This window comes from Mucilaginibacter paludis DSM 18603 (genome assembly GCF_000166195.2).
GTDB lineage: Bacteria > Bacteroidota > Bacteroidia > Sphingobacteriales > Sphingobacteriaceae > Mucilaginibacter > Mucilaginibacter paludis.
This window is the reverse complement of sequence record NZ_CM001403.1, coordinates 5,035,130-5,058,085: the sequence shown is the minus strand read 5'-3', so window position 1 is coordinate 5,058,085 and position 22,956 is coordinate 5,035,130. Positions and strand designations below refer to the sequence as shown.

The 22,956-nt window shown below is 40.7% G+C and carries 21 protein-coding genes and 5 tRNA genes; 2 read left to right on the top strand and 24 right to left on the bottom strand.

The features are described from left to right. Positions 1-27 precede the first annotated feature (27 nt). From rplK to MUCPA_RS21370, 15 genes are all read right to left on the bottom strand, one after another. A complete protein-coding gene (gene rplK, locus MUCPA_RS21440) occupies positions 28-468 on the bottom strand; it encodes a 50S ribosomal protein L11 (protein WP_008509249.1) in 441 nt (146 codons plus the stop codon). Positions 469-658: 190 nt separating this feature from the next. After that, entirely contained in the window at positions 659-1,201 is a 543-nt protein-coding gene (nusG, locus tag MUCPA_RS21435) for a transcription termination/antitermination protein NusG (protein ID WP_008509247.1), read from the bottom strand. A 10-nt stretch (positions 1,202-1,211) separates the two neighbouring features. After that, entirely contained in the window at positions 1,212-1,406 is a 195-nt protein-coding gene (gene secE, locus MUCPA_RS21430; protein WP_008509245.1) for a preprotein translocase subunit SecE, read from the bottom strand. A gap of 14 nt (positions 1,407-1,420) precedes the next feature. Further along, positions 1,421-1,491 (bottom strand) — tRNA-Trp (locus MUCPA_RS21425). Between the two features lie 74 nt (positions 1,492-1,565). Then, positions 1,566-2,753, bottom strand: a complete 1,188-nt coding sequence (gene tuf / locus MUCPA_RS21420) for an elongation factor Tu (protein WP_008509243.1) — start codon at positions 2,751-2,753, stop codon at positions 1,566-1,568. A 61-nt stretch (positions 2,754-2,814) separates the two neighbouring features. Continuing rightward, positions 2,815-2,886 (bottom strand) — tRNA-Thr (locus MUCPA_RS21415). Between the two features lie 111 nt (positions 2,887-2,997). Next, positions 2,998-3,070 (bottom strand) — tRNA-Gly (locus MUCPA_RS21410). Positions 3,071-3,172: 102 nt separating this feature from the next. Further along, positions 3,173-3,253, bottom strand: a tRNA-Tyr gene (locus MUCPA_RS21405). 80 nt (positions 3,254-3,333) lie between these two features. Next, positions 3,334-3,406, bottom strand: a tRNA-Thr gene (locus MUCPA_RS21400). Positions 3,407-3,576: 170 nt separating this feature from the next. Then, positions 3,577-3,912 (bottom strand): HPF/RaiA family ribosome-associated protein, encoded by a 336-nt coding sequence (locus tag MUCPA_RS21395; protein WP_008509241.1) that lies wholly within the window; start codon positions 3,910-3,912, stop codon positions 3,577-3,579. Between the two features lie 14 nt (positions 3,913-3,926). Continuing rightward, positions 3,927-4,859 carry a tyrosine-type recombinase/integrase gene (locus MUCPA_RS21390; RefSeq protein ID WP_040626247.1) on the bottom strand — a complete coding sequence of 311 codons (933 nt, stop codon included), beginning with the start codon at positions 4,857-4,859 and terminating at the stop codon, positions 3,927-3,929. Between the two features lie 88 nt (positions 4,860-4,947). Further along, the gene (rpsU, locus tag MUCPA_RS21385) at positions 4,948-5,139 is read right to left on the bottom strand and encodes a 30S ribosomal protein S21 (RefSeq protein WP_008509237.1); all 192 of its coding nucleotides are present in this window, start codon (positions 5,137-5,139) and stop codon (positions 4,948-4,950) included. 139 nt (positions 5,140-5,278) lie between these two features. After that, on the bottom strand, positions 5,279-6,451 hold the full coding sequence (locus tag MUCPA_RS21380; protein ID WP_008509236.1) for an acyl-CoA dehydrogenase: 1,173 nt from the start codon (positions 6,449-6,451) through the stop codon (positions 5,279-5,281). A gap of 165 nt (positions 6,452-6,616) precedes the next feature. Further along, a complete protein-coding gene (locus MUCPA_RS21375) occupies positions 6,617-7,144 on the bottom strand; it encodes an adenine phosphoribosyltransferase (RefSeq protein ID WP_008509235.1) in 528 nt (175 codons plus the stop codon). Next, positions 7,141-8,007 (bottom strand): helix-hairpin-helix domain-containing protein, encoded by an 867-nt coding sequence (locus MUCPA_RS21370; RefSeq protein WP_008509234.1) that lies wholly within the window; start codon positions 8,005-8,007, stop codon positions 7,141-7,143. Before MUCPA_RS21370 ends, MUCPA_RS21375 begins: the two co-directional genes overlap by 4 nt. A gap of 53 nt (positions 8,008-8,060) precedes the next feature. Between MUCPA_RS21370 and MUCPA_RS21365 the strand changes: the two genes are divergently transcribed. Then, positions 8,061-9,818 (top strand): lysophospholipid acyltransferase family protein, encoded by a 1,758-nt coding sequence (locus tag MUCPA_RS21365; protein ID WP_008509233.1) that lies wholly within the window; start codon positions 8,061-8,063, stop codon positions 9,816-9,818. A gap of 271 nt (positions 9,819-10,089) precedes the next feature. Here the strand turns inward: MUCPA_RS21365 and MUCPA_RS21360 are convergent, their stop codons facing one another. From MUCPA_RS21360 to MUCPA_RS21320, 9 genes are all read right to left on the bottom strand, one after another. Further along, positions 10,090-13,365 (bottom strand): TonB-dependent receptor, encoded by a 3,276-nt coding sequence (locus MUCPA_RS21360; protein ID WP_008509231.1) that lies wholly within the window; start codon positions 13,363-13,365, stop codon positions 10,090-10,092. 230 nt (positions 13,366-13,595) lie between these two features. Continuing rightward, a complete protein-coding gene (locus MUCPA_RS21355; RefSeq protein ID WP_008509229.1) occupies positions 13,596-14,147 on the bottom strand; it encodes an Mpo1 family 2-hydroxy fatty acid dioxygenase in 552 nt (183 codons plus the stop codon). A gap of 88 nt (positions 14,148-14,235) precedes the next feature. Continuing rightward, positions 14,236-15,798, bottom strand: coding sequence for a ribonuclease Y (gene rny, locus MUCPA_RS21350; RefSeq protein WP_008509227.1), 1,563 nt, complete (start codon positions 15,796-15,798; stop codon positions 14,236-14,238). 218 nt (positions 15,799-16,016) lie between these two features. After that, positions 16,017-16,307: a cell division protein ZapA gene (locus MUCPA_RS21345; RefSeq protein WP_008509225.1), complete on the bottom strand. Its 291-nt coding sequence runs from the start codon at positions 16,305-16,307 to the stop codon at positions 16,017-16,019. A gap of 21 nt (positions 16,308-16,328) precedes the next feature. Then, positions 16,329-16,619 carry a hypothetical protein gene (locus MUCPA_RS21340; RefSeq protein WP_008509224.1) on the bottom strand — a complete coding sequence of 97 codons (291 nt, stop codon included), beginning with the start codon at positions 16,617-16,619 and terminating at the stop codon, positions 16,329-16,331. Between the two features lie 167 nt (positions 16,620-16,786). Then, the gene (pheT, locus tag MUCPA_RS21335; protein WP_008509223.1) at positions 16,787-19,186 is read right to left on the bottom strand and encodes a phenylalanine--tRNA ligase subunit beta; all 2,400 of its coding nucleotides are present in this window, start codon (positions 19,184-19,186) and stop codon (positions 16,787-16,789) included. A gap of 529 nt (positions 19,187-19,715) precedes the next feature. Next, the gene (gene radC, locus MUCPA_RS21330; protein WP_008509221.1) at positions 19,716-20,414 is read right to left on the bottom strand and encodes a RadC family protein; all 699 of its coding nucleotides are present in this window, start codon (positions 20,412-20,414) and stop codon (positions 19,716-19,718) included. Positions 20,415-20,530: 116 nt separating this feature from the next. Beyond that, positions 20,531-20,785: a 30S ribosomal protein S20 gene (gene rpsT / locus MUCPA_RS21325; protein ID WP_008509220.1), complete on the bottom strand. Its 255-nt coding sequence runs from the start codon at positions 20,783-20,785 to the stop codon at positions 20,531-20,533. A 231-nt stretch (positions 20,786-21,016) separates the two neighbouring features. After that, the gene (locus MUCPA_RS21320; RefSeq protein ID WP_157543958.1) at positions 21,017-21,697 is read right to left on the bottom strand and encodes a DUF4397 domain-containing protein; all 681 of its coding nucleotides are present in this window, start codon (positions 21,695-21,697) and stop codon (positions 21,017-21,019) included. Between the two features lie 295 nt (positions 21,698-21,992). On the opposite strand from MUCPA_RS21320, the gene MUCPA_RS21315 reads away from it, so the two are divergent. Then, positions 21,993-22,955, top strand: a complete 963-nt coding sequence (locus MUCPA_RS21315) for a zinc dependent phospholipase C family protein (RefSeq protein WP_008509218.1) — start codon at positions 21,993-21,995, stop codon at positions 22,953-22,955. Position 22,956: the final 1 nt, after the last annotated feature.

Below are 22,956 nucleotides of genomic sequence, written 5' to 3'. Positions count from 1 at the left end.
TGTCTTTAAACTGATTTAGTTATTTAATTAATTCCAGGGCGCTGTACCAGAAACGGTAATTCCCATACTGCGAGCTGTACCTGCAACCATTTTCATGGCCGATTCAACTGTAAACGCGTTTAAATCAGTCATTTTATCCTTGGCTATAGTTTCAACCTGTTCCCAGGAAACATTCGCAACCTTTTTACGGTTGGGTTCAGCCGAACCACTCTTTAAACCTGATACTTCCAATAACTGGATAGCAACTGGAGGAGTTTTGATGATAAAATCAAATGACTTATCTACGTAAACTGTTATAACAACAGGCAATACTTTCCCTGGCTTGTCTTGTGTACGGGCATTAAACTGCTTGCAAAATTCCATAATGTTCACACCTTTCGCACCCAATGCAGGGCCAATTGGTGGGGATGGATTTGCAGCGCCGCCCTTAACCTGTAGTTTTACTAACGCACCGACTTCTTTTGCCATTTTTTTGATTATTTATTACTTAATGTTAGTAAGTGGAAGCTATGTAACATTTAAGAACTTTGTTTAGATTTGAGCGTTGAATCATGAGATTTGAAATCTCATTTTCTTTACTCTTATCTAAGCTATATTTATGTGATTTTGATTTTAATGCCGATAGAGTATCTTCATACTCTTCTCAAACATTTTAAACCTATTCTTTTTCAACCTGCATGTAATTCAATTCAAGCGGCGTACGGCGCCCAAATATCTTTACCATTACTTTGAGTTTCTTTTTCTCTTCGTTAACCTCTTCAATAACGCCGCTAAAACCATTAAACGGACCATCCATTACCTTAACGTTTTCGCCAATGTAATATGGTACATTCATCGTTTCGCCTTGTTCGCTCATCTCGTCAACCTTACCTAAAATACGGTTAACCTCGGCCTGGCGTAAAGGAATGGCATTACCGGCCTTATCACCTAAAAAACCGATTACGCTATTTATATTTTTTATAATATGCTCTAACTCACCATCAAGCGCGGCTTCCATCAGCACATAACCCGGAAAAAAATTACGCTCCTTAGCTATCTTCTTCCCATCACGCATCTGGTAGTATTTTTCCATCGGTATTAATACCTGTGGTACTAAATGCGAGATGCCTAAACGATTAATTTCGGCATCTATATATTGCTTAACCTTCTTTTCTTTCCCACTTATGGCTCTCACCACGTACCATTTCAACTGATCAGTCATCGATAAAATATTACGTTAATGATTTGTAGAAATACTGTAATAAACGACCAAACGACTCATCCATAAGCAAAACAATTAAAGCGATGATAACTGCTGCCACCAAAACTAAAATTGCACTATTTTGTAATTCGCCCCATGTAGGCCAGGTTACCTTGTCGGTAAGTTCCTCATACGACTCTTTAATATACTCAGTTACTTTAGCCATTTTTTTACTCTCTGCACGGGAACAAGGATTCGAACCCTGATCAAAGGTTTTGGAGACCTCTATTCTACCATTGAACTATTCCCGTTTATTATAAGAAAACATAAGTCCGCTTTTTTGATGGGCAGACTTATGTTTCTCAATTAACCTTTTATTGAAATTTTATTTCAAAATTTCTGTTACCTGGCCGGCACCTACAGTTCTGCCACCTTCACGGATAGCGAAACGTAAGCCTTTTTCCATCGCGATAGCGTTGATCAACTTTACAGTGATTGTTACGTTATCACCTGGCATAACCATTTCTACACCTTCGGCTAATGAAATCTCACCAGTTACGTCAGTAGTACGGAAATAGAATTGCGGACGGTATTTGTTAAAGAATGGAGTATGACGTCCACCTTCTGCTTTTGACAATACGTAAACCTCAGCTTTGAAATCTGTGTGAGGAGTTACTGAACCTGGTTTGCAAATAACCATACCACGACGGATGGCTTCTTTTTCAATACCACGTAATAATAAACCTACGTTATCACCTGCTTCACCACGGTCAAGAATTTTGCGGAACATTTCAACACCAGTAACGGTTGATTTTAAGTTCTCAGCACCCATACCCAAGATGTCAACCTGATCACCAGAGTTGATTACACCACGCTCAATACGACCGGTAGCAACAGTACCACGACCAGTGATTGAGAATACGTCTTCAACAGGCATCAAGAAAGGAAGCTCAGTTAAACGAGGAGGAATTGGGATATAGTTATCAACAGCATCCATTAATTCCATGATCTTACCAACCCATTTTGGATCGCCGTTAAGACCACCTAATGCTGAACCTTGAATTACAGGGATATCGTCACCTGGATATTCGTAGAATGATAATAATTCACGGATTTCCATTTCAACTAATTCTAATAATTCCGGATCATCAACCATGTCAACTTTGTTCATGAAAACAACAAGCGCAGGTACACCTACCTGACGAGCCAACAGGATGTGCTCACGGGTTTGTGGCATCGGACCATCAGTAGCAGCAACTACAATGATAGCACCATCCATTTGCGCTGCACCAGTAACCATGTTTTTCACATAATCCGCGTGACCAGGGCAGTCAACGTGAGCATAGTGACGGTTAGCTGTTGAGTATTCAACGTGAGCAGTATTGATGGTGATACCACGTTCTTTTTCCTCAGGAGCTGAGTCGATTGAATCGAAAGAACGGGCTTCTGATAAACCTGCGTCAGCTAATACTTTAGTGATAGCAGCGGTAAGGGTTGTTTTACCGTGGTCAACGTGACCGATTGTACCGATGTTTAAGTGCGGCTTACTGCGGTCAAACTTTTCTTTTGCCATGATTTATAAAATGTTTGTAGGTTAATTTTTATTTTCTAATTGTATAATACTAAAATTATAGAGCCAACAATGGGATTTGAACCCATGACCTCTTCCTTACCAAGGAAGTGCTCTACCACTGAGCTACGTCGGCTTTTTTTGTTAGCTGGTTATCGAGTGATTTGTTATTAAACTATTAAGAAGAAATCTGATCAACAAACCAACAACCTAATAAATAATAACTCAGCAACTAAATAACCCTCTGAGCGGAAGACGAGGTTCGAACTCGCGACCTATAGCTTGGAAGGCTATCGCTCTACCAACTGAGCTACTTCCGCTTTTATTTTAATTGTTGAATGATTGAGTGACTGAATAACTGACTGAAACTTTAAAAAGAAACATTCAATAACTCAAACCATCAATCATTCAAAACTAAATTGTGGGGGGAGAAGGATTCGAACCTTCGTAGCCGAAGCAACGGATTTACAGTCCGTCCCATTTGACCGCTCTGGTATCCCCCCAAGTTCATTTACGATTTTTGAATGACGATTCAGAATTTTTATATCCATACAACCTAAACAATAAATCGTAAATCCAACTGAGCCTCCTATCGGGATCGAACCAATGACCTACTGATTACAAGTCAGTCGCTCTACCAGCTGAGCTAAGGAGGCATATCGTTTTTTTAAAAGAACCACCCTTTTGTTTGTTTAGTCGTGTTGACTACCTCTCCAAAAGGGATTGCAAATCTACACAAATTAAAGGTCGAACAAAATTTTTTTTCAAAAAAAAATCGGCGGGTAATTATCCCGCCGAAAGTGCCTTAAAATCAACACATTTAATTTTATTCTTCTTCTACTAAACTGCTAAGCACAGTTTTGTCAACAGCGTTTTTCTTTTGTTTGTGCTTACCTATTTGTTTTATCAATGATTCTATTGCCAAATCTGTAGCTTCTTCAAACGTTTTGCATTGATACTTGGCAAATAGTTGATTACCAGGAAGCAAAAGCTTAATTTCAGTAATTTTATTGGCCTCGTCTTCTACATTTTCCAGTTTTAAATAAACTTCACCACTAATGATCTGATCAAAAAAAACATCAAGTTTATCAGCTTTTTTTTGGATAAATTCTAACAGTCTCTTGTCGGCTGTGAAGTGGATTGATTGGACTCTGATTTTCATGTTTTCTCCTGTTTTTACGCCTTTGGATGGGCTTGTTTATAAATGGACTTCAATCGCTCAACTGAGTTGTGCGTGTAAATTTGGGTCGCGCTTAAGTTAGCATGGCCCAAAAGCTCTTTAATAGCGTTTAAATCGGCACCGTGATTTAATAAACTGGTGGCAAAGCTGTGCCTTAACACGTGCGGACTTTTTTTATCCTGGGTTGATATGAGTGATAAATATTTCTGCACAATTAGATAAACCATTTTAGAATATGCGTTTGCTCCTTTACTTGTAACGATTAATGTTAAAGAATTGTTATTAAAATTTTCACTTTTCTTTATATTGATGTAATGTACCAACAGGAGTTTTAACTCGGAATGAATGGGGATAACGCGTTCTTTATTTCGCTTACCCAGCACCTTGATTGTGCCCTCGTAAATATCAATATCGGTTTCCTTCAAGCCAACAAGCTCCGCCAAACGGATACCGGTGCCGAAAAGCAACTCGATAACCAGCTTATCGCGCAAGCCGGTAAAACTATCATCAAATATTTGGGAACTGCTTAATAAAGATACTATTTTATCCTCCTCCACCACTACAGGAAGGCGCTTAGGGATTTTGGGAGCTTGTATTTTTGATGCCGGGTTAGCGGTAATGATACCTTCGCGCAGCGCAAATTTAAAAAAGGTACGCAGGCAGGATATTTTCCGGTTGATTGATTTGGCGGCCTGGTCATCGTTCATCAGCTGAACGATCCATTCCCGGATATCCTGGTACGTAATATCGGCGATATGGGATAGCGCCAACTTTACCTTTAACTCCGCTTCGGCAGGGGAAAGGTTATGATCTGCGGAGTTTGCGGTATAGGTAAAAAACTGATACAGATCTGTTTGATAAGCAGTAATGGTATGAGATGAAAACCGCTTTTCGTATCGAAGATATTGTATAAACCGCTCTAAAACCATAAAAACTATTTGCGCATCCAATATATGAATGTACAAATAGTTTTAATATGAAGTTAAGAAAAATTTAAATCTTGTTTTTCAACAAAAATTAAACGCTCTCGATGTTCATGTTTTGTTTGTAGATGGCGTGTTTTATTTCAGTTCTGCGGGTAACAGATTTTTTTTCGTACGCCTGACGGCTACGTAACTCTCTTAATACACCGGTTTTTTCGAATTTCTTTTTAAAACGTTTCAGTGCTTTATCTAATGATTCGCCGTCTTTAATGTTGATAATGATCATAAGTTCTACAATACCTCCTTTCAGGGACGGCAAAGGTAGCTATAATGTTTTGAAAATCAAAAACCTTTGTATAAATATTATAGCACAAGTAAATATTTATGATTGGGTATGCCTATTAATCTTTACTGCTCTATCCAACTTACTTTAACACTTCCCGGGCTATTACAATTTTTTGTATTTCGGATGTGCCCTCTCCAATGGTACAAAGCTTAGCATCACGATAAAATTTCTCGACCGGAAAATCCTTGGTATAGCCATACCCGCCAAAAATCTGTACGGCATCGTTGGCTGCTTTTACGGCTACTTCGGAAGCAAAGTATTTAGCCATAGCCGATTGTTTGGTCACGCTCTTATTGCGATTCTTTAAATCGGCAGCCTGCATAATCAGGAGTTGGGCCGCTTCAATCTCAGTGGCCATATCTGCTAACTTAAACGATATTCCCTGGAAGTTGCAGATGGGCTGCCCAAACTGATGACGCTCCTTAGCGTATTTTACAGCTGCTTCAAACGCCCCTTTAGCTATGCCTAATGACAGAGCTGCTATGGATATGCGCCCGCCATCCAGTACTTTCATAGCTTGTTTAAAGCCATCACCCTGGCTGCCTAACAGGTTCTCCCGGGGTACGCGGCAGTTATCAAAAATGAGTTCAGTTGTTTCAGATGCACGCATCCCCAGCTTGTTCTCCTTTTTTCCGTGTGTAAAACCATCAGTACCCTTCTCAACAACTAAAGCTGATATGCCATGCGAATCGCCTTTTTCGCCTGTTCTAACCATTACCACGGCTACATTGCCCGATTTGCCATGCGTTATCCAGTTTTTTGATCCGTTTACTACATAATGGTCGCCATCCAATATCGCCGTAGTATTCATACCCAACGCATCCGAACCTGTATTGGCCTCCGTTAAGCCCCATGCTCCTATCCATTCGCCTGTGGCCAGTTTAGGCAGCCACCTATGTTTTTGCTCCTCGTTGCCAAAAGCCAAAATATGCCCGGTGCATAACGAGTTATGTGCAGCCACCGAGAGGCCTATAGAGCCACACACCTTGGCAATTTCAACAATAACGGTAACATACTCAAAATAGCCAAAGCCCGAGCCTCCATACATCTCTGGCACCAACACCCCCATCAAGCCCAACTCACCTAACTTTTTAAACAAGTCTACCGGAAAGGTTTGCGTCTCGTCCCAATCCATCACATACGGCCGGATATTTTTTTCCGCAAAATCGCCAGCCATCCGGGCTACCATACGTTGGTTTTCACTTACGTAAAAATCATACCCAACAGTGGTATCCATTAAAGAAGTATCCATATTTTATATTGGTTTTAAACGAAGTTATAAAATATTATATAGCTTCATCAATACAAAAGCACAACAAATAATAGAATAAAATGGTTTTCAGTACAGATACTTAGTTTAGTTTAAATCAGGATATTTTAACAGGTTAGTATGCTTATTAAAAAAATTAACCATTATTTAATAATTGGCTAAAACAACGACACGCTCAGAGATAGGCCTGATTTTTTGCTCACCATTTAAAAACCCAAGGCCAACAACAAACGAAAATCCAGCCACTATGCCGCCCATCTCCTGGATCAATTCACTGGTAGCACTTACCGTACCGCCGGTGGCCAGCAAATCATCATGGATTAATATATGGCTACCCGGTTCAAACGCGTCGGTATGCAGCTCGATGGTGGCAGTTCCGTATTCAAGTTCATATACTTTACGCCTCACTGTAAAAGGCAGCTTACCGGCTTTGCGTACGGGTATAAATGGCACGCCAAGGCGCATGGCCAGCATTAAACCAAACAGAAAGCCACGGCTTTCAACACCGGCCACAGCATCAATACGCACGCCCTGTAACTGATCGGCAAAGGCCTCAACAATGTTATGACATAACGCGTGGTCTTTCAATATCGGGGTAATATCTTTAAAAACAATCCCGGGCTTCGGAAAGTCATGAATATCGCGAATAGCTGTTTTAATTTGTTGCTCTATCATTTGAAAGTTAAATAGGGCGCAATTTTACGCAAAATTCCTTCATCCAAAAGGGCAATATCCTTTAAATCATTAATAGAAGAGTAGTTGCCATGTTGTTTACGGTACTCAACTATGGCGTTCATTTGTTTAAAGTTGAGGTATGGAAACCGTCGCAAATCGTCAACAGCTACTTTGTTAATAGGTAGCTTAACTATCTTTTTAGGGTTAAGCACAAACTGTTTAGCCAATTGAGCATACTTTGCCGTATCAACGCCGTAAACTTCCATCAGTTGCTCTTTCTGGTAAAATCCGCCAAGTTGATTGCGGTAATTTATAATACGCTGGGCAAATGCGGGGCCTATACCCCTTAACGTGGTGAGTTGGGCAGAGTCTGCAGTGTTTAATTCTAAAATCACCCCTTCTTTTTTCACACTGCCTTCGCCCTCCGGCAAATCAATAAAGGGGGCCAACCGGGCATAGTCGGCGGCAGTAATAGTGTACATCTTCTGCACATCGGCCTTGGTATAAAACTTACCGCCTTTGGCTTCGTATTTTTTTATCCCGGCAACCTGGCGCGCACTTAAGCCCAATTGAAGCCACTGCGCCACAGGCAAATGATTAGGATTAAACCGATACATTACCGGGTGCGCCTCCTTAACATCATCCTCACCTTTAAATACGTTTTGAGGATCAATAGCAGGCTTAATTTTCTTCAAGCGGGCTATTGCCTGGTTAAACTCGTCCTGATCGACCAATTTATTGGGATAGAAATACTGAAAAACATAGGGCGCGGCCAATACCAAAGCGATAATAAGCATCAGCACAACCATTCCGTTCCACTCTTTTTTAGTTATTGCAAAGTAATTTTTAAATGCGCGTATCATTCCACTCAATGGGTTGGTAAATTATGAATATTTTTGCATTCCTATAAAACGCAATGAAGATAATAACCCGAGAAGAATTTGCCAGAGCCACTAAGTTAGATAAGCTGAGAATGCCGGGTTTAGCCGCGCTGCTAATGGAGATCATGAAGATTAACCAGGTTAACCAACTGTTTGCACAGGCTCAACCCAAGCAAGGGCCCGAATTTGTTGATGCCATATTGGAAGGCTGCGGTATTGATATTGAGTTTGATGAGCGCGAATTGAGAAATATACCTTCTACCGGCGGATTCATCGCAATAGCCAATCATCCTTACGGAGGTATTGAGGGTATGGTACTCCTCAAAATACTATGCATGGTTAGGCCGGATGCCAAATTGATGGCTAACTTTTTGCTCAAGAAGATACCCAACCTAAGCGATTATTTTATAGCCGTAAACCCATTTGAAAATATTGAGCATTCATCCAGCATAAGCGGCCTTAAAAACACGCTTGAGTTGTTGAACAGCGGCACGCCAATAGGTATTTTCCCCGCTGGCGAGGTATCAACCTATAAAGTAGGGGAGCATCAGGTTACCGACCGCCTTTGGCACCCTGTGGTAGGCAAAATCATAGCTCGGGCCAACGTACCTGTTGTGCCTATCTATTTCCACGGCAATAATGGTTTGCTTTTTAACCTGCTGAGCCTCATCCACCCTACCCTACGCACCGCCAAGCTGCCATCCGAGCTGTTTAATAAGCACGGGCACACTATTAAACTGCGCATTGGCAAGCCTATTGATGTTAACGACATTAAACGCTACGGCACCAATACCACTAATCTTTTAAGTTTTTTGCGTGCCAAAACTTATGCGCTCGGTGCAGGGCTGGAAGAGCACAAAAAGATATTTAAACCGCGTAACTTATTTAAAATAAAAAAAAGCCCCGAGGCCATTGCCGATGCCATAAGCACTACCATTCTGGAAAATGAGGTTGCTACCCTTCGGGAAAGTTACCTGGTTTGGACGGAAAAAAATTACGAGGTTTTTATCTCGCCAACATCCGCCATCCCCAACATCATCCTTGAGATTGGCCGCCTGCGCGAAATCACCTTCAGGCAGGTGGGCGAAGGCAGCAACAAAAGTATCGACCTTGATGAGTATGATATTTATTATCATCACCTGTTTATATGGGATACCGATGCTAAACTAATTGTTGGCGCCTACCGCATAGGCATGGGCGATGAAATTTTTTACAGCCTGGGTAAAAAAGGCTTTTATACTGCCGAGCTTTTTAAAATTAGAAGTCAGTTTACGTCCGTTTTAAAAAAGAGCCTGGAGTTGGGCCGGTCGTTTATCCGCCAGGAATATCAGCAAAAACCCCTGCCACTGTTTTTACTATGGAAAGGAATTTTAAAATACCTGATTGATAACCCTCGATACCGCTATTTGATAGGCCCGGTTAGCATCAGCAATAGTTTTTCGCGGTTCTCCAAATCACTGATCGTAGATTATATTAACCGTAATCACTTTGATCATGATATGGCCCAGTATGTTAAACCCCGCAAAAAATTCAAGGTCGATTTTTCGAGTATTGATACCGATCTGCTGATGCAGGGTGAAGATACTTTCAAATCATTAGACAGCCTGATATCAGAAATAGAAAGCCGCCATATGAAAGTGCCTGTGCTGTTAAGGCAGTATATAGCCTTGAACGGCAAAATCATCTGCTTTAACATCGATCCTAAATTTGCCGATTGCTTAGACGGATTTTTAGTGCTCGACCTGGAAAAGGTGCCACAGGAGATGCTGGAGAAGTTGGGGAAGAATCTTTGAGTCCATAGTCCATAGTCCATAGTCCATAGTCCATAGTCCATAGTCCATAGTCCATAGTCCATAGTCCATAGTCCATAGTCCATAGTCCATAGTCCATAGTCCATAGTCCATAGTCCATAGTCCATAGTCCATAGTCCATAGTCCATAGTCCATAGTCCATAAAAAAAGCCGGTTGAACTTTGTTCAACCGGCTTTTTTTATGGACTATTATATTAAAGGTATCAGCTCAAGGTTTCCTGACTGAAAACTCAAGACTTTTCCTCTCTTACAATTAGAAGCTGTAACGTACTCCGAATTGCATTGAATAACGGGATAAGAAAGGATCAACCTGATAAGGAACTCCTGGATCTTTAAACGTATAAGTTGGATACGTTGTAGAAGCGTTTGTGAATGAAGGTGTAACAGATTTAGCCAAACCAACACTGGCGGTTGAGTTGAAAGTGTTTGACGAGAAATAATAATGTCCCCAATCTTTATTCAACAAGTTTGTCAGGTTGATAATGTCAAACGTAAAAGTTAACATTTGTTTGTGTTTTTCGCTTCCAAAGTTGAATTCCTGTGTAAAACGGAAGTCAGCTTGAGTATTCCATGGCGTACGTGCAGCGTTACGTTCTGTAAATTGACCACGACGTGTTTTCAAGTAATCATTTCCGTCGATAAACTGATCAAATTCAGCAGCTTGTTGCACCGCAGTTTTTCCGCCGGTAATATCCTTGAAAAAATTAACGGTTTCGCCAACTTTAGGAATATAAGCTACGTTAACCTGTTGACCTGTACCATCAATAGCTGTGTTATAAAAACCAAAGGTGTAAGGTGTACCTGATTGCGCACTAAAGAAAACGGTGAAGTTAGATGACATTTTCTTGTCTGCACCATAAACCAACCTGTAGTTTAAAGTTGAAACAATGTGATGGCGTATATCAAAGTTAGAATAAGCTGCCTGTGGGTTGTTAGGATTGGCAGCCTGGTTTAACTGCCAGTTAGACTCCATTGAATTACGGATACCATTTGTAACGTCCTTAGCTTGTCCGTAAGTATAAGCCGCGGTAGCATCGAAACCAAAAGGGAATGATTTTGCTATCTGTCCGGTTAAGCTATAACGGTAACCTTGGTTAGTATTTGATAAAAGGTAGGCGTTAGTAAAGTTACCCGAAACCTTTGAGTTAACAAAAATAGGTTGTATGTGTTGAGTATCGTATGGATAATAAGTTACATTATCAACAGTATTTACCTGCTGGAACTTTAAATCGCGGATAACATCAGTATAAATACCTTCTACAGTAAACTTCCACTGATCTTCAGTTTTGTAATCCAATGCTAAACTGCTTCTCCATACTTGTGGCATTTTAAAGTTGTTATCAATCATATCAACTTGTGTTGGGCCTGTTGCACTGGTGTTAGGAGCCGGTACTTGTTGATTAACGAAGTTTAAACCGCCGTTTGCTGGTGCTTGAGTTGGATTAGTACCGGCAGTAAATTCGGCACCTTTACCACCTTTTGATACCGGTTGGTTATCATAAGCACCGTAGGTTACGCCATTGTTATAAAATGCGTATCCAAACCAGGCAAATGGAACACGACCTGTAAATGTACCGGTACCACCGCGCAATATAACGCTTTGATCGCCATTGATATCGTAATTAAAAGATACACGTGGGTTTACCTGTACATTACCTAAATATTTATTGGTGATATCTTTAGGTTTTGTGTAAGTAAATGTATTGCCATAATAGGTATCAACTGCGGCACTGGTAGTTTTATCGCTTAAAGGCTGTTTATTAGCTACATCAGCGTAGTCAAAACGTAAGCCAGCAGTAACCTTGAGGTTATCGGTAACCTGTATGTCATCCTGAGCATATAAACTTAAAAGGTTAACATTGAATTTTGCAGAGGGATTAGCTAAAATGTAATCACGTGTGTTATTGGTGTAGTTATAGTTATTACGCACACGTGTTGGCGAACCATCTAAAAAGGCTTGAACGTTTGCATAAGAATCACGACCATTCCAGGCATTAACAAAGTTATATGTGATATCATAAAACTCGTTATGTGTACCAAAGGTAAAGGTGTGCTTGCCCTTAGTTAAGGTAAAGTTATCCGTAAACTCAGTGGTGTTTTGGTGCATATCAAAAATGGCGGCCTCACGGTCTGTACCCATAAAGATTATTGAACCGGACTGATTACCACCAATTTCTATCTGTGGCAATGCAGGATTTGAGTTTGGATCGCGATAATCATGAACTCTTGAATAACCTACTAACAAGCTGTTGCTGGCGTTATTAGATATACGTGATTTCAACTCTAAAACTGTTGAAGTTGAATTGTTATGTGATGTATAATCAATACCACTGAAACGGAAGTTAGCACCATCGCGCTCCAGGTTGGTAGCTGTTGATGATATGGTGTTATTTCTTACCGTTAATTGGTTTTTATCGTTGATATTCCAGTCTAAACGGTTAAAATATTTGTTTGAATTGGAATAAATGGTAGTGTTACCATAAGTGCCAGGATCAATACCTGTTAGCGCTTTGAACTTATCAGATAACTGCTGAGCTTGGGTAGCGGTTATGATAAATTGAGAAGTACCTTCACCCGCAGCACCAATTACAGGATCCTGACGACGGGCAATTTCCTCATTTGTAAAGAAGAATAATTTATCTTTTACGATAGGCAAACCTAAACGGAATCCTGTTTGATAATCATGGAAATCGTTCGGCTCTTTTGATCCATCGCCACCAACGTTAGCTGGTATATTGTTTTTACCTACCGAAAAAGCGCCACGGCCAAAACCGTATATTGAACCGGTAACGGTGTTTGTACCACTGCGGGTAACCGCGTTAATACTACCACCTAATACGTTACCAATTTTAATGTCGTAAGGTGCAACATATACTTGAATATCTTGTATCGCATCAACCGATATCGGGCTGGTACGTGTACTGCTACCTACTTGTCCGGATTGGTTGGTTTGACCACCCAATGAAGGGCTAAAGCCAATTGCGTCATTATTAATGGCACCATCCACTGTTACGTTGTTATAACGAAAGTTTGTACCCTGGAAAGAGTTATTAGCACTTTGCGGCGTAGTACGGGTTAAATCCTGTAAACTACGGTTTGCAGAGGGCAACCTCCTGATCAGGTTTTGATTAATGCTTGTGCTTGTTCCGGTTTTAGTTGGTGTCCCGGTAATGTTTACGGCTTTTAACTCGGTTGCCGCGTCGCTTAATTTAAAGTTGAAAGTTACGCTACCCAGGTTAAGGTTAACGTTTACTCTTTCTTGTTTTTTAAAACCAATAAAAGAGGCGCTAATGGTGTAAGGACCACCAGCGTTTACGTTGGGAATAGAATAACGACCGTCAACATTACTTTGTGTACCGTATTTGGTTCCGGTACTGGTATTTACGGCAGTTATGGTAACTCCAGGTAATGGCTGATCTTTCTGATCAACAATTTTACCGCTTATTACAGCACTGGTAATCTGTGCATTCGCTACTCCGGCTATGCCGAGTATGATGCTGGTTAACAGGAAAAGGTAAAGTTTTTTCATTTGTGTTCGATTTGAGCACAAAGGTTGCCCATCAACATTAAGTCAATGTTAATAAAAGATTATTTTTAATAGAAAATAAGCCTGTATTTTTAATATAATTTCAATGAGTAATTAACATTAATTTAACACATATAAAAACACCAATAGGCGAGTATGAAGACTTAAACCTGCAAAGAGACACGAATTTAAATGATAAACACCTCAAACAGATTAGTTTGAAGCTGGATCCATTAATACTTAATTTTTAGTTTGAGCAGAATAAAATGAACAAGCCATATCGGGCCGATTAATAAAAATTTAAGATCATCTAAAAAGGATGGTTTTTTACCTTCTATTTTATGGCCAATAAACTGGCCCCCCCAGGATAGTACAAATATCGCAAGGCATGATTGCCATACCTGTGGGCCGCCTGTTTTTTGCCAAAACTCCAATTGTATAATGCCATAACTAAAGGCAAAAATAATGAGCAGCATAAAATACGACAGTACAGGCGATAGTTTATAATAATAGTAAACTGAGAAAGCAATGAGAAAGGATGCCCAGTTAACAAAGCCGTTATAACTACCCAGAAATTTGATGTAAGGAAAGGGTATGGACCAAACCACGCCCAGCAAGCTGAACACGATGAGCGGCACACATATCCAATGGATCAATTTATTTGTTGGATTTTGATGGCTTTCGGCGTATTGATCAAAATAGGTATCAACAAGACGCTTCTCAACCTTTCCGCCTACAGGCGGAAAGGCTTTAGAAGCTTTTGTATTTTTACTATTTGTCGACATAGTTTTCAAAGTCTCCCCTACGGGGGAAGATTATGCACTTTAATCTGTTTTTAGCGTGCATGAGCGCTACGCGGTTTAAAGGCGGCTTTTATTTTGCAAACGCGACCGATCTGGTTTCCCTGATTACGGTTACCTTGATCTGCCCCGGATAGGTCATCTCGGTTTGAATGCGGTTTGAAATATCGGCAGCCAATATTTCTGACTGTGCATCGCTGATTTTTTCACTTTCAACAACTACGCGCAACTCGCGGCCGGCCTGGATAGCAAATGTTTTTTCTACACCTGGGTATGACAGAGCCAGTTCTTCAAGTTCTTTTAAACGCTTGATGTAACTCTCAACAACCTCGCGGCGTGCACCTGGGCGTGCACCCGATATGGCATCGCAAGCCTGGATGATAGGCGATATCATCGAAGTCATCTCCACCTCATCATGGTGGGCACCAATGGCGTTACATACTTCCGGGTGCTCTTTATATTTTTCGGCAAGTTGCATACCCAATATAGCGTGGGGTAACTCCGGATTATCATCAGGCACCTTACCTATATCATGTAACAAACCTGCGCGTTTAGCAAGCTTTACATTTAACCCTAACTCAGCCGCCATGGTAGCACAAAAATTAGCTACTTCGCGCGAGTGTTGCAACAGGTTTTGCCCGTATGACGAACGGTAACGCATCCGGCCAACCATCCTGATTAATTCGGGATGCAAACCATGGATACCGAGGTCAATTACGGTACGTTCACCTATTTCAACAATTTCTTCTTCTATCTGCTTCTTGGTTTTGGCTACCACCTCTTCAATACGTGCCGGGTGAATACGCCCGTCGGTAACCAAACGGTGCATAGCCAAACGGGCAATTTCGCGCCTCACTGGGTCAAATCCCGATAAGATAATGGCCTCAGGGGTATCGTCTACAATGATTTCAATACCGGTAGCTGCTTCAAGCGCACGGATGTTACGGCCTTCACGCCCAATAATGCGCCCTTTTACTTCGTCGTTATCAATATTAAAGATTGAAACCGTGTTTTCAATAGCACTTTCGGTAGCGGTACGTTGTATCGTTTGGATCACAATTTTCTTGGCCTCCTTGGTAGCAGTAAGTTTAGCCTCGTCAACAATATCCTTAATCTGCATCATGGCCTTGGTACGGGCTTCTTCGCGCAGGTTATCCACCAACTGATTTTTAGCTTCTTCGGCAGATAGGCCTGCAATGTTTTCCAATTGCTGTAAATGCTGATTTTTTAGCAGTTCCACATCTTCCTGTTTCTTTAAAGCGATTTCGGTTTGCTTTTCCAGGTTTTTGCGCGCATTTTCAATTTCCTGATCTTTACGATTAGCGTTTTCAAGCTTTTGGTTCAGTGATTGTTCCTTTTGCTTTAAGCTGTTTTCGCGCTGATTGATGGCATTGTTCTTCGCGTTTACTTCCTGCTCATGCTCACCTTTCATCTGCAAAAATTTCTCTTTTGCCTCTAAAAGCCTGTTCTTTTTTAAAATCTCGGCATTATTTTCAGCATCCTTTAAAATTTTCTTTACTTTATTTTGCGCAGCTACTTCCTGATCGCGGAAGAGCTTTCTTAATAAAAAACGACCGATTGGCACACCCGCTCCGATGCCCACCAACAGCCCGATAATTGCATATAATATATTCATATAATTGGTATAAAATAAAAAAACCGCAACTAAACTCTAAGCCTCATGTATTATTAAACTTCGATAAAGTGTTGAAAGCCGGATCATCGTTAGATACTTCGAAATAACGTATACCCTCTCGCTTCCATTCATATTGAAGTGTTAAGTTTATAAATAGTGAAACTTAAAATTTAACTGCGGTTAAATCTTAATTGCTCTTAGTATGATAAAGAACGTTATTACTTTGAGAAAAACTCCGACAACAAATTATCTAAATGGTAAACCCTTTCCGCTACTTCCGTGTCTTCAACCCCTACCCTTTTCTCGGCTTTTAAAGCCGATGTAGCGTAGTGTAGCACACACATCGAAAGCAGGTCCTGCTTATCCTTAACTGCATAATTTTCCTGGTATTCCTTCACCCGGTCATTAATTAGTTTAGCCGCTCTGCGTATTATTTCTTCCTCTTCCATGTTTACCTTTAAGGGGTAAACTCTGTCAGCAATATTTATTTTTATGGAGATTTCTCCCATTGAGCATTTCACTTTTTTGTATTACTTTTTAAGCAATACAATACACTTATCTATTTCCCGCACAAATTCGTTAATTTTTTGCTTGATGTCAAGCGTTTTTTCATTTGTTTCTGAAAACGACTTGGCTAACTTCAATACACGAAGCTTTTCTTCAAACTCTTTATTCTTTTCTTTACTTGCTGACAGTGCTACTTTTAAGGACTGGTTTTCCAGCTTCATCAAATCATTTTCTTCCTGTAAAGCACCACAAAGTTCAATTAACCTCTCTGTTTTTTCTATAACTTTATCCAGATGTTCAGCTAATACAGCCATTACTTATTCTAATTGTTTTGTTAAAGAGTGATTGGTTATCTGGCTGACTTACTATCACGTTATTTGTTTTTTAAATATCCCGACAACGACTATGAATAAACTTCATACAAATATCCGATAAATTTAACAACATATTAACTTAATAACCTACTAACATCTAACAAATGCTATTTCCTGATCTCTGCCCCGGCCTCTTTACCGAAGTTATAAATTAATTTTTGCATTATGGCGTCAATAGCTTTGTCGGTTAATGTTTTCTCCTCGTCTTGCAATACAAAGCTCAGCGCATAAGATTTTTTTCCTGATGGCAGCTTATCTCCCTGGTAAACATCAAACACGTTTACATCCTTAAGCAATTTACGCTCGGTTTTCTGGGCTATGCCTTTTAACTGCTGGAAAGATACGCCTTTATCAATCAGCATAGATAAATCGCGCCGCACGGCCGGAAATTTAGATACCTCCCGGTAAACTATCGTATTCTTTTTAGCCAGGCCCAACAATACATCAAAATTAAAATCGGCATAAAATACTTCCTTATCTACGTCGGCTTTTTTTAAGGCAGGCTTACTTACGGCGCCAAAACTCACCAATGTTTTATTGCCACGGTTGTATTTTAAACCATAAGCAAAATTAGTGTCGGCAGTATCCTCTACAGTAAAATCGGTAACGTTAAGACGGGCCATCAATCCGTCAACTACGGCCTTTAAATTGTAAAATGTTGCCGCTGTTGTTTTGGCGTTCCAATTTTCTGTTTGCATTGCCCCGCTTAAAAATAAAGCAAAGCGTTGGTTCTCCACGTACTTTTCTTCCTTCAGGTTGTAGGTTTTACCAAACTCGTAAAACTTCAAATCCATATTTCTGCGGTTCTGGTTATAAGCCAGCGCTTCCAGGCCCGAAAACAATAACGTTTGGCGCATGATATCCAGATCGCTGCTCAGCGGGTTCAATATCTTTACCGCCTCATCAATATTTTCGGCATAGACCGATTTAGTGAGCGAGTTGGACATGATCTCGTTAAACCCATTAGCTGTCAGGATATCCGAGATGGTATTTTGTACGGTATCCTTATCGGGCCTGCCCGAAGTATTTAACGAAGCCCTGATCTGGGTAGGGATCTCGATATTGTTATAGCCATAAATCCGTAATATCTCCTCTATCACGTCCACATCCCGGGTAACGTCAACCCGGTATGGAGGTACCTTGAGTGATAATCCTTCGGCTGTTTCGCCTGTTATCACGATATCCAAAGCGGTAATAATCGCTTTAATTTCGCCGTGCGGTATAGATTTACCAATCAGCCTGTCAACGTTTTTGTAGGATAGCTCCACATCAAAAGGCGCTACCGGCGCAGGATAAAAATCAAAAATTTCGGATGAAATAACTCCTCCTGCAATCTCCTTAATTAACAATGCGGCGTACTTTAAAGCGAATACTGTAATATCCGGATCGGTACCACGCTCAAAGCGGAACGAGGCATCTGTTTTTAAACCAAACCTTTTGGATGTTTTACGAACTGATACAGCATTAAAATAAGCACTCTCCAAGAATATATTTTTGGTAGATTGGCTTACGCCCGATTCGGCACCACCAAAAACGCCGGCAATGCACATCGGCCCGATAGCATCGCATATCATCAGGTCATCGCCCGAAAGTTTACGATCGACATCATCCAGAGTTTTGAAGGTTACACTCTCAAGGCCGGTTTTTACAACTATCTTTCCGCCCCTGATTGCATCTGCATCAAAAGCATGCATGGGCTGGCCCAAACCGTGCAGTACATAATTGGTAGCATCAACAATATTATTGATAGAACGCAGGCCAATAACAGCCAGCTTTTCTTTAAGCCACTTAGGTGAATCTTTCACTTCAACGCCCGAAATGGTTAAGCCAGAGTATCTGGGCGCTGCGGCGGCATTTTCAACTACTACGTCTATCTCAAGTTCATGATTATCCACCCTAAACGCACTTACATCAGGCTTCAGGATGTCAGTTTTTAAAAAGGCTGCAATATCCCTTGCCGCACCCAGGTGCGATGCCGCGTCGGCGCGGTTAGGGGTTAACCCAATTTCATATAAATAATCGTCGTTCAGTTTGAAATAATCCTTCGCTAAGGCGCCAACTTCGGCATCAGAGTCTAACTCCATAATGCCGTCGTGCGATTCGCCTAAGCCTACTTCATCCTCGGCACATATCATCCCTTCGGATACTTCGCCACGTATTTTAGATTTGTTGATCTTAAAAGGTTCGCCCTTTAGTGGATAAACCGTTGTACCTACCGTAGCAACCACAACCTTTTGCCCTGCGGCTACATTAGCTGCGCCGCAAACTACCTGTAGATCTTCGCCTGTACCAACATCTACCTTGGTTACGCGTAAACGATCAGCATTGGGGTGCTGTACACATTCCTTTACATAGCCTATTACCAGCCCTTCCAAACCACCGGGAATAGACTGCACTTTTTCAAGGCTCTCCACCTCCAAACCTATTCCGGTTAAAATGCAGGATAACTCTTCAGGACTTTTATCTGTTTGGATGAATTGCTTTAACCAGTTATACGAGATCTTCATGCTTGCAAAAAATGAACCGCAAAGATAGGTCTATTTATGGAAGATTTGAAGATGACAATTCATTTTATGGAAGATGTAATCACGTGAAATAGAAACAAGATTAATTGCTTTGCATTAAATGTAACAGATGATGCCAGCCGGGGAAAAACAGGGATGACATTTGGAATTTCGTGATCTACATTAGTGCACAGGAAAAGTGCGCAATGGCCTGACTGCAGTCGGGCTTTTGCGCACTTTCTTTCTGCACCTAACAATCTACAAGGTTCAAACGTCATCCCAGTTTTTTTCGGCTGGCCGGACCGGATACTCAGGATGACGGCTTGCGCGCACTAAAAAAGGCATGTCATACTGAGTAAGGCTCCGGCTATAAATTAAGAACCAGTGACTATCAAAGCAAAAAAAATACTGACAATCAACCACTTAAACGAACGTCATGATAAGCAACAGATCAGACCAGCCCCAAAAATAGCGATGACATTTTCCAGGAACCCTTCATATCAAAGGACACATCTCCCTCCATATCAACCTTTCACAACACACCTTCATCAGCAAAGCTGTAATAAGCTTGATCAGTTATAATGATATGATCAAAAATCGTAATATCCAGCAGTTTCCCTCCGGCGATTATTTTTTTGGTGAGACTGAGATCTTCGGCACTTGGTTTTAAATTGCCTGAGGGATGGTTATGGGCCAGGATAACCGAAGCCGCATGGTGCTCAAGGGATATCTGGAAAATAATTTTCGGATCGGCAATAGTTGTAGCTAAACCACCTTTGCTGATCAGGTGGGTACCTATTATTTTATTCCCTTTATTCATCAGCATAATCCAAAACTCTTCGTGATTTAAATCGGCCAGTAAAGGATAAAATAACTGGTAGGCATCACGGCTGCTGCCAATTTTCTCTATCGCCTTAACTTCGGTATCATCGCGGCGGCGGCCAAGCTCCAGCGCAGCTACAATTGATATCGCTTTGGCTTCGCCGATGCCTTTAAACTTACATAACTCGGCAACTGATGCTTTACCTAAAGCATTTAAATCATTTTTATAATGATGCAGAATACGCTTACTTAACTCAACAGCTGATTCATCCCTGCTTCCAGACCCAATTAATATAGCAATCAACTCCGCGTCGGTTAAATTTCGCCTGCCCTGCCCAATCAATTTTTCGCGCGGGCGATCCTCTTCGGCCCATGCTTTGATACTGATCTTGCCTTCGTAATACTCCACTGTGTTTATGGTTTAGCTTTATGCTTTAAAGCTATTTAAAATATGGAGCAAAACAAAAATAGCGATGAGTATTTAAACCCATCGCTATTTTTAAGCTATTTAAAGCTGTATGTAAATTAAGCTAAGCCGTTAACAAACTTGGTTAACTTAGACTTGTTATTTGAAGCTTTGTTTTTATGAATAACGTTCTTTTTAGCTAAACGATCAAGCATAGAAATTACTTTAGATAAAAGAGGAGCTGCTTCTGCCTTGGCTGTAGTGCTTCTTAATCTTTTGATGGCATTTCTGGTGGTTTTTGCCTGATACCTGTTGCGTAAACGCTTCGCAGCGTTAGACCTGATTCTTTTTATGGATGATTTATGATTTGCCATTTCTTATAGCTATTATTCGTTCTGTTTTAAGGACTGCAAATATAGAAACTTATTTTAAAACAACAAAATCAATTTCAAAATATTTCCATTATCAGGATAACTACCTGTAAACTGTATCTCACTTATGTTGAGCATCATTACAATGGAAGCTATTCTCTATTTGCTTATACACTCGATGCTGTAAAGCGACTATAAATAGGGAATAAATTATTCAACTTTTGCTTCGCATACTTAGTTATTGGCAATAACAGCTGCATCTAACACCAGGCTACCGCTAACTAACAAACTTTTGGCAAAAATAGTATATATTTTACCGCTTTGCAGCGTGATAGATGGGGTAGTAACCAGGGCTGTAGACGAACCTGCTATGTTTAACTTAAATACATAAGCACCGGCAGGTTTTTCAACATAAGCAGTAACTGCTTTATAAGATTGTGCCGAAAAAAATACCGACCCGCTACTTGTTAAATCGATGGACGGAGAAATGGAAGCCGCATTTACAAACCTGATTTTAACATTTCCGGATGATGGCGCTGTTTGATCATCTTTAGTAACAATGGCCGATAAATTACTTGCGCTGGACTGACCGGTTAAAAAAACTGAATAGTTTGTACCGGCATCAAAATCTGAAGTTGTACTGGCCAGAGTAGATCCGCTTGTTGATTTAACTTCTACCGTTTGCCCATTACCTATGTTGACGTCCGAATACCCGGAGGCTGTACCATAGGCAACCTTGCTTGTGTTAGTTTGGCTACTGTTAACATATAAATTTGATGCACCGGCATCAGGACTGGCATTAACCAATTGAACTTTTGCTTTTACAACATTGTCGTTATCCTTGGTACACGAAGAAATAAATATAGCTAAAACGCATGAAGCTAAAAGGGTTGTTTTGTGAATTAATGTTTTCATATTGTTATCAATTTTAATCCCCAACCCCAACAACCACACCAAAATTTCATCTTGGTTTATTATTTGCACTTTAAAGCAATGCAAACGATTGACTCATTGCCGCTTAAATTCCATTTTTAAAAAACACAAATCGCGGCAATTTTTCAAGCCAATTTTGAAACTAAGTGTGTTGAGTGGATAATATACTATCCATTTTTGTAAACAACTGATCTGTTTGAGCGCCTTATCGTGTTAAAGGCAGTGCATGTTAAAGATGAAGCTCCACGTTAACTAAACAATTTGCATATTTACATCAATGAAGCGATTTATACTTTCACTTTCGGGCGGCATCGTTTTAATTGTGTGTTCATCCTGGGGATTTTTTGCTCATAAACGCATCAACCGCGTTGCTGTTTTTACTTTACCTAAAGCTATGGCTGGCTTTTACAAGGCCAATATTGATTTTATCACCGAGCATGCCGTAGATCCCGACAAAAAGCGTTACGTTGATTCCACCGAGGGGCCACGCCATTTTTTCGATGCCGACCATTATGGTAAAAAGCCTTTTGATAGAATGCCGCAACGCTGGGCCGAGGCAGAAAGACAATACTCTGCCGATAGCATTGATAAATATGGTACCGTACCCTGGACTATTCAACATTATTATTACAAGCTGGTGCGAGCGTTTAAAACCAGGGATACAATTGCCATATTAAGAACATCAGCCAACCTGGGGCATTACATTGCCGATGCCCACGTGCCCTTGCACATGACGGAGAATTACAATGGGCAGCTAAGCAACCAAACCGGTATACACGCACTTTGGGAAACACGTATACCCGAATTATTTGGTGACAGTTACCATTACAACGTTGGCCGTGCCCACTACGTACAAAGCCCGCTTAAAGAAGCATGGAGAATTAGCCGCCGAACCTTTAGGTGTGTAGATTCGGTTTTGATTTTTGAACGAAAACTAAGCGCAGCGTTCCCTGCAGATAAAAAATACCAGATGGTTAAACGCAACGGAAAAAGCTATAAAGATTATTCGGTTGAATATTCAGCTGCATACCAAAAAGCATTGCACGGGATGATTGAACGGCAAATGAGGGCCGCAATTTTAGAGATTGGCTGCTTTTGGTTTTCAGCCTGGGTTGATGCAGGCCAACCCGATTTGAATACACTGATTGACAAGACCAACAGCCCGGCAAGCACAATGCAGGCCGACAACGAACAACTACTTTATAAGCAAGGTAAAGTTATACCCCGCCCGATAAAATAAA

Coding starts and splice junctions, on each gene's coding strand:
- tuf (WP_008509243.1), bottom strand. CDS start 2,753: ATGGCAAAAGAAAAGTTTGACCGCAGTAAGCCGCACTTAAACATCGGT.
- MUCPA_RS21375 (WP_008509235.1), bottom strand. CDS start 7,144: ATGATAGAGCAACAAATTAAAACAGCTATTCGCGATATTCATGACTTT.
- rpsU (WP_008509237.1), bottom strand. CDS start 5,139: ATGATCATTATCAACATTAAAGACGGCGAATCATTAGATAAAGCACTG.
- rny (WP_008509227.1), bottom strand. CDS start 15,798: ATGAATATATTATATGCAATTATCGGGCTGTTGGTGGGCATCGGAGCG.
- MUCPA_RS21395 (WP_008509241.1), bottom strand. CDS start 3,912: ATGAAAATCAGAGTCCAATCAATCCACTTCACAGCCGACAAGAGACTG.
- pheT (WP_008509223.1), bottom strand. CDS start 19,186: ATGAAGATCTCGTATAACTGGTTAAAGCAATTCATCCAAACAGATAAA.
- MUCPA_RS21380 (WP_008509236.1), bottom strand. CDS start 6,451: ATGGATACTTCTTTAATGGATACCACTGTTGGGTATGATTTTTACGTA.
- MUCPA_RS21390 (WP_040626247.1), bottom strand. CDS start 4,859: ATGGTTTTAGAGCGGTTTATACAATATCTTCGATACGAAAAGCGGTTT.
- MUCPA_RS21355 (WP_008509229.1), bottom strand. CDS start 14,147: ATGTCGACAAATAGTAAAAATACAAAAGCTTCTAAAGCCTTTCCGCCT.
- MUCPA_RS21315 (WP_008509218.1), top strand. CDS start 21,993: ATGAAGCGATTTATACTTTCACTTTCGGGCGGCATCGTTTTAATTGTG.
- MUCPA_RS21320 (WP_157543958.1), bottom strand. CDS start 21,697: ATGAAAACATTAATTCACAAAACAACCCTTTTAGCTTCATGCGTTTTA.
- MUCPA_RS21365 (WP_008509233.1), top strand. CDS start 8,061: ATGAAGATAATAACCCGAGAAGAATTTGCCAGAGCCACTAAGTTAGAT.
- rplK (WP_008509249.1), bottom strand. CDS start 468: ATGGCAAAAGAAGTCGGTGCGTTAGTAAAACTACAGGTTAAGGGCGGC.
- secE (WP_008509245.1), bottom strand. CDS start 1,406: ATGGCTAAAGTAACTGAGTATATTAAAGAGTCGTATGAGGAACTTACC.
- MUCPA_RS21345 (WP_008509225.1), bottom strand. CDS start 16,307: ATGGGAGAAATCTCCATAAAAATAAATATTGCTGACAGAGTTTACCCC.
- MUCPA_RS21360 (WP_008509231.1), bottom strand. CDS start 13,365: ATGAAAAAACTTTACCTTTTCCTGTTAACCAGCATCATACTCGGCATA.
- nusG (WP_008509247.1), bottom strand. CDS start 1,201: ATGACTGATCAGTTGAAATGGTACGTGGTGAGAGCCATAAGTGGGAAA.
- MUCPA_RS21370 (WP_008509234.1), bottom strand. CDS start 8,007: ATGATACGCGCATTTAAAAATTACTTTGCAATAACTAAAAAAGAGTGG.
- rpsT (WP_008509220.1), bottom strand. CDS start 20,785: ATGGCAAATCATAAATCATCCATAAAAAGAATCAGGTCTAACGCTGCG.
- MUCPA_RS21340 (WP_008509224.1), bottom strand. CDS start 16,619: ATGGCTGTATTAGCTGAACATCTGGATAAAGTTATAGAAAAAACAGAG.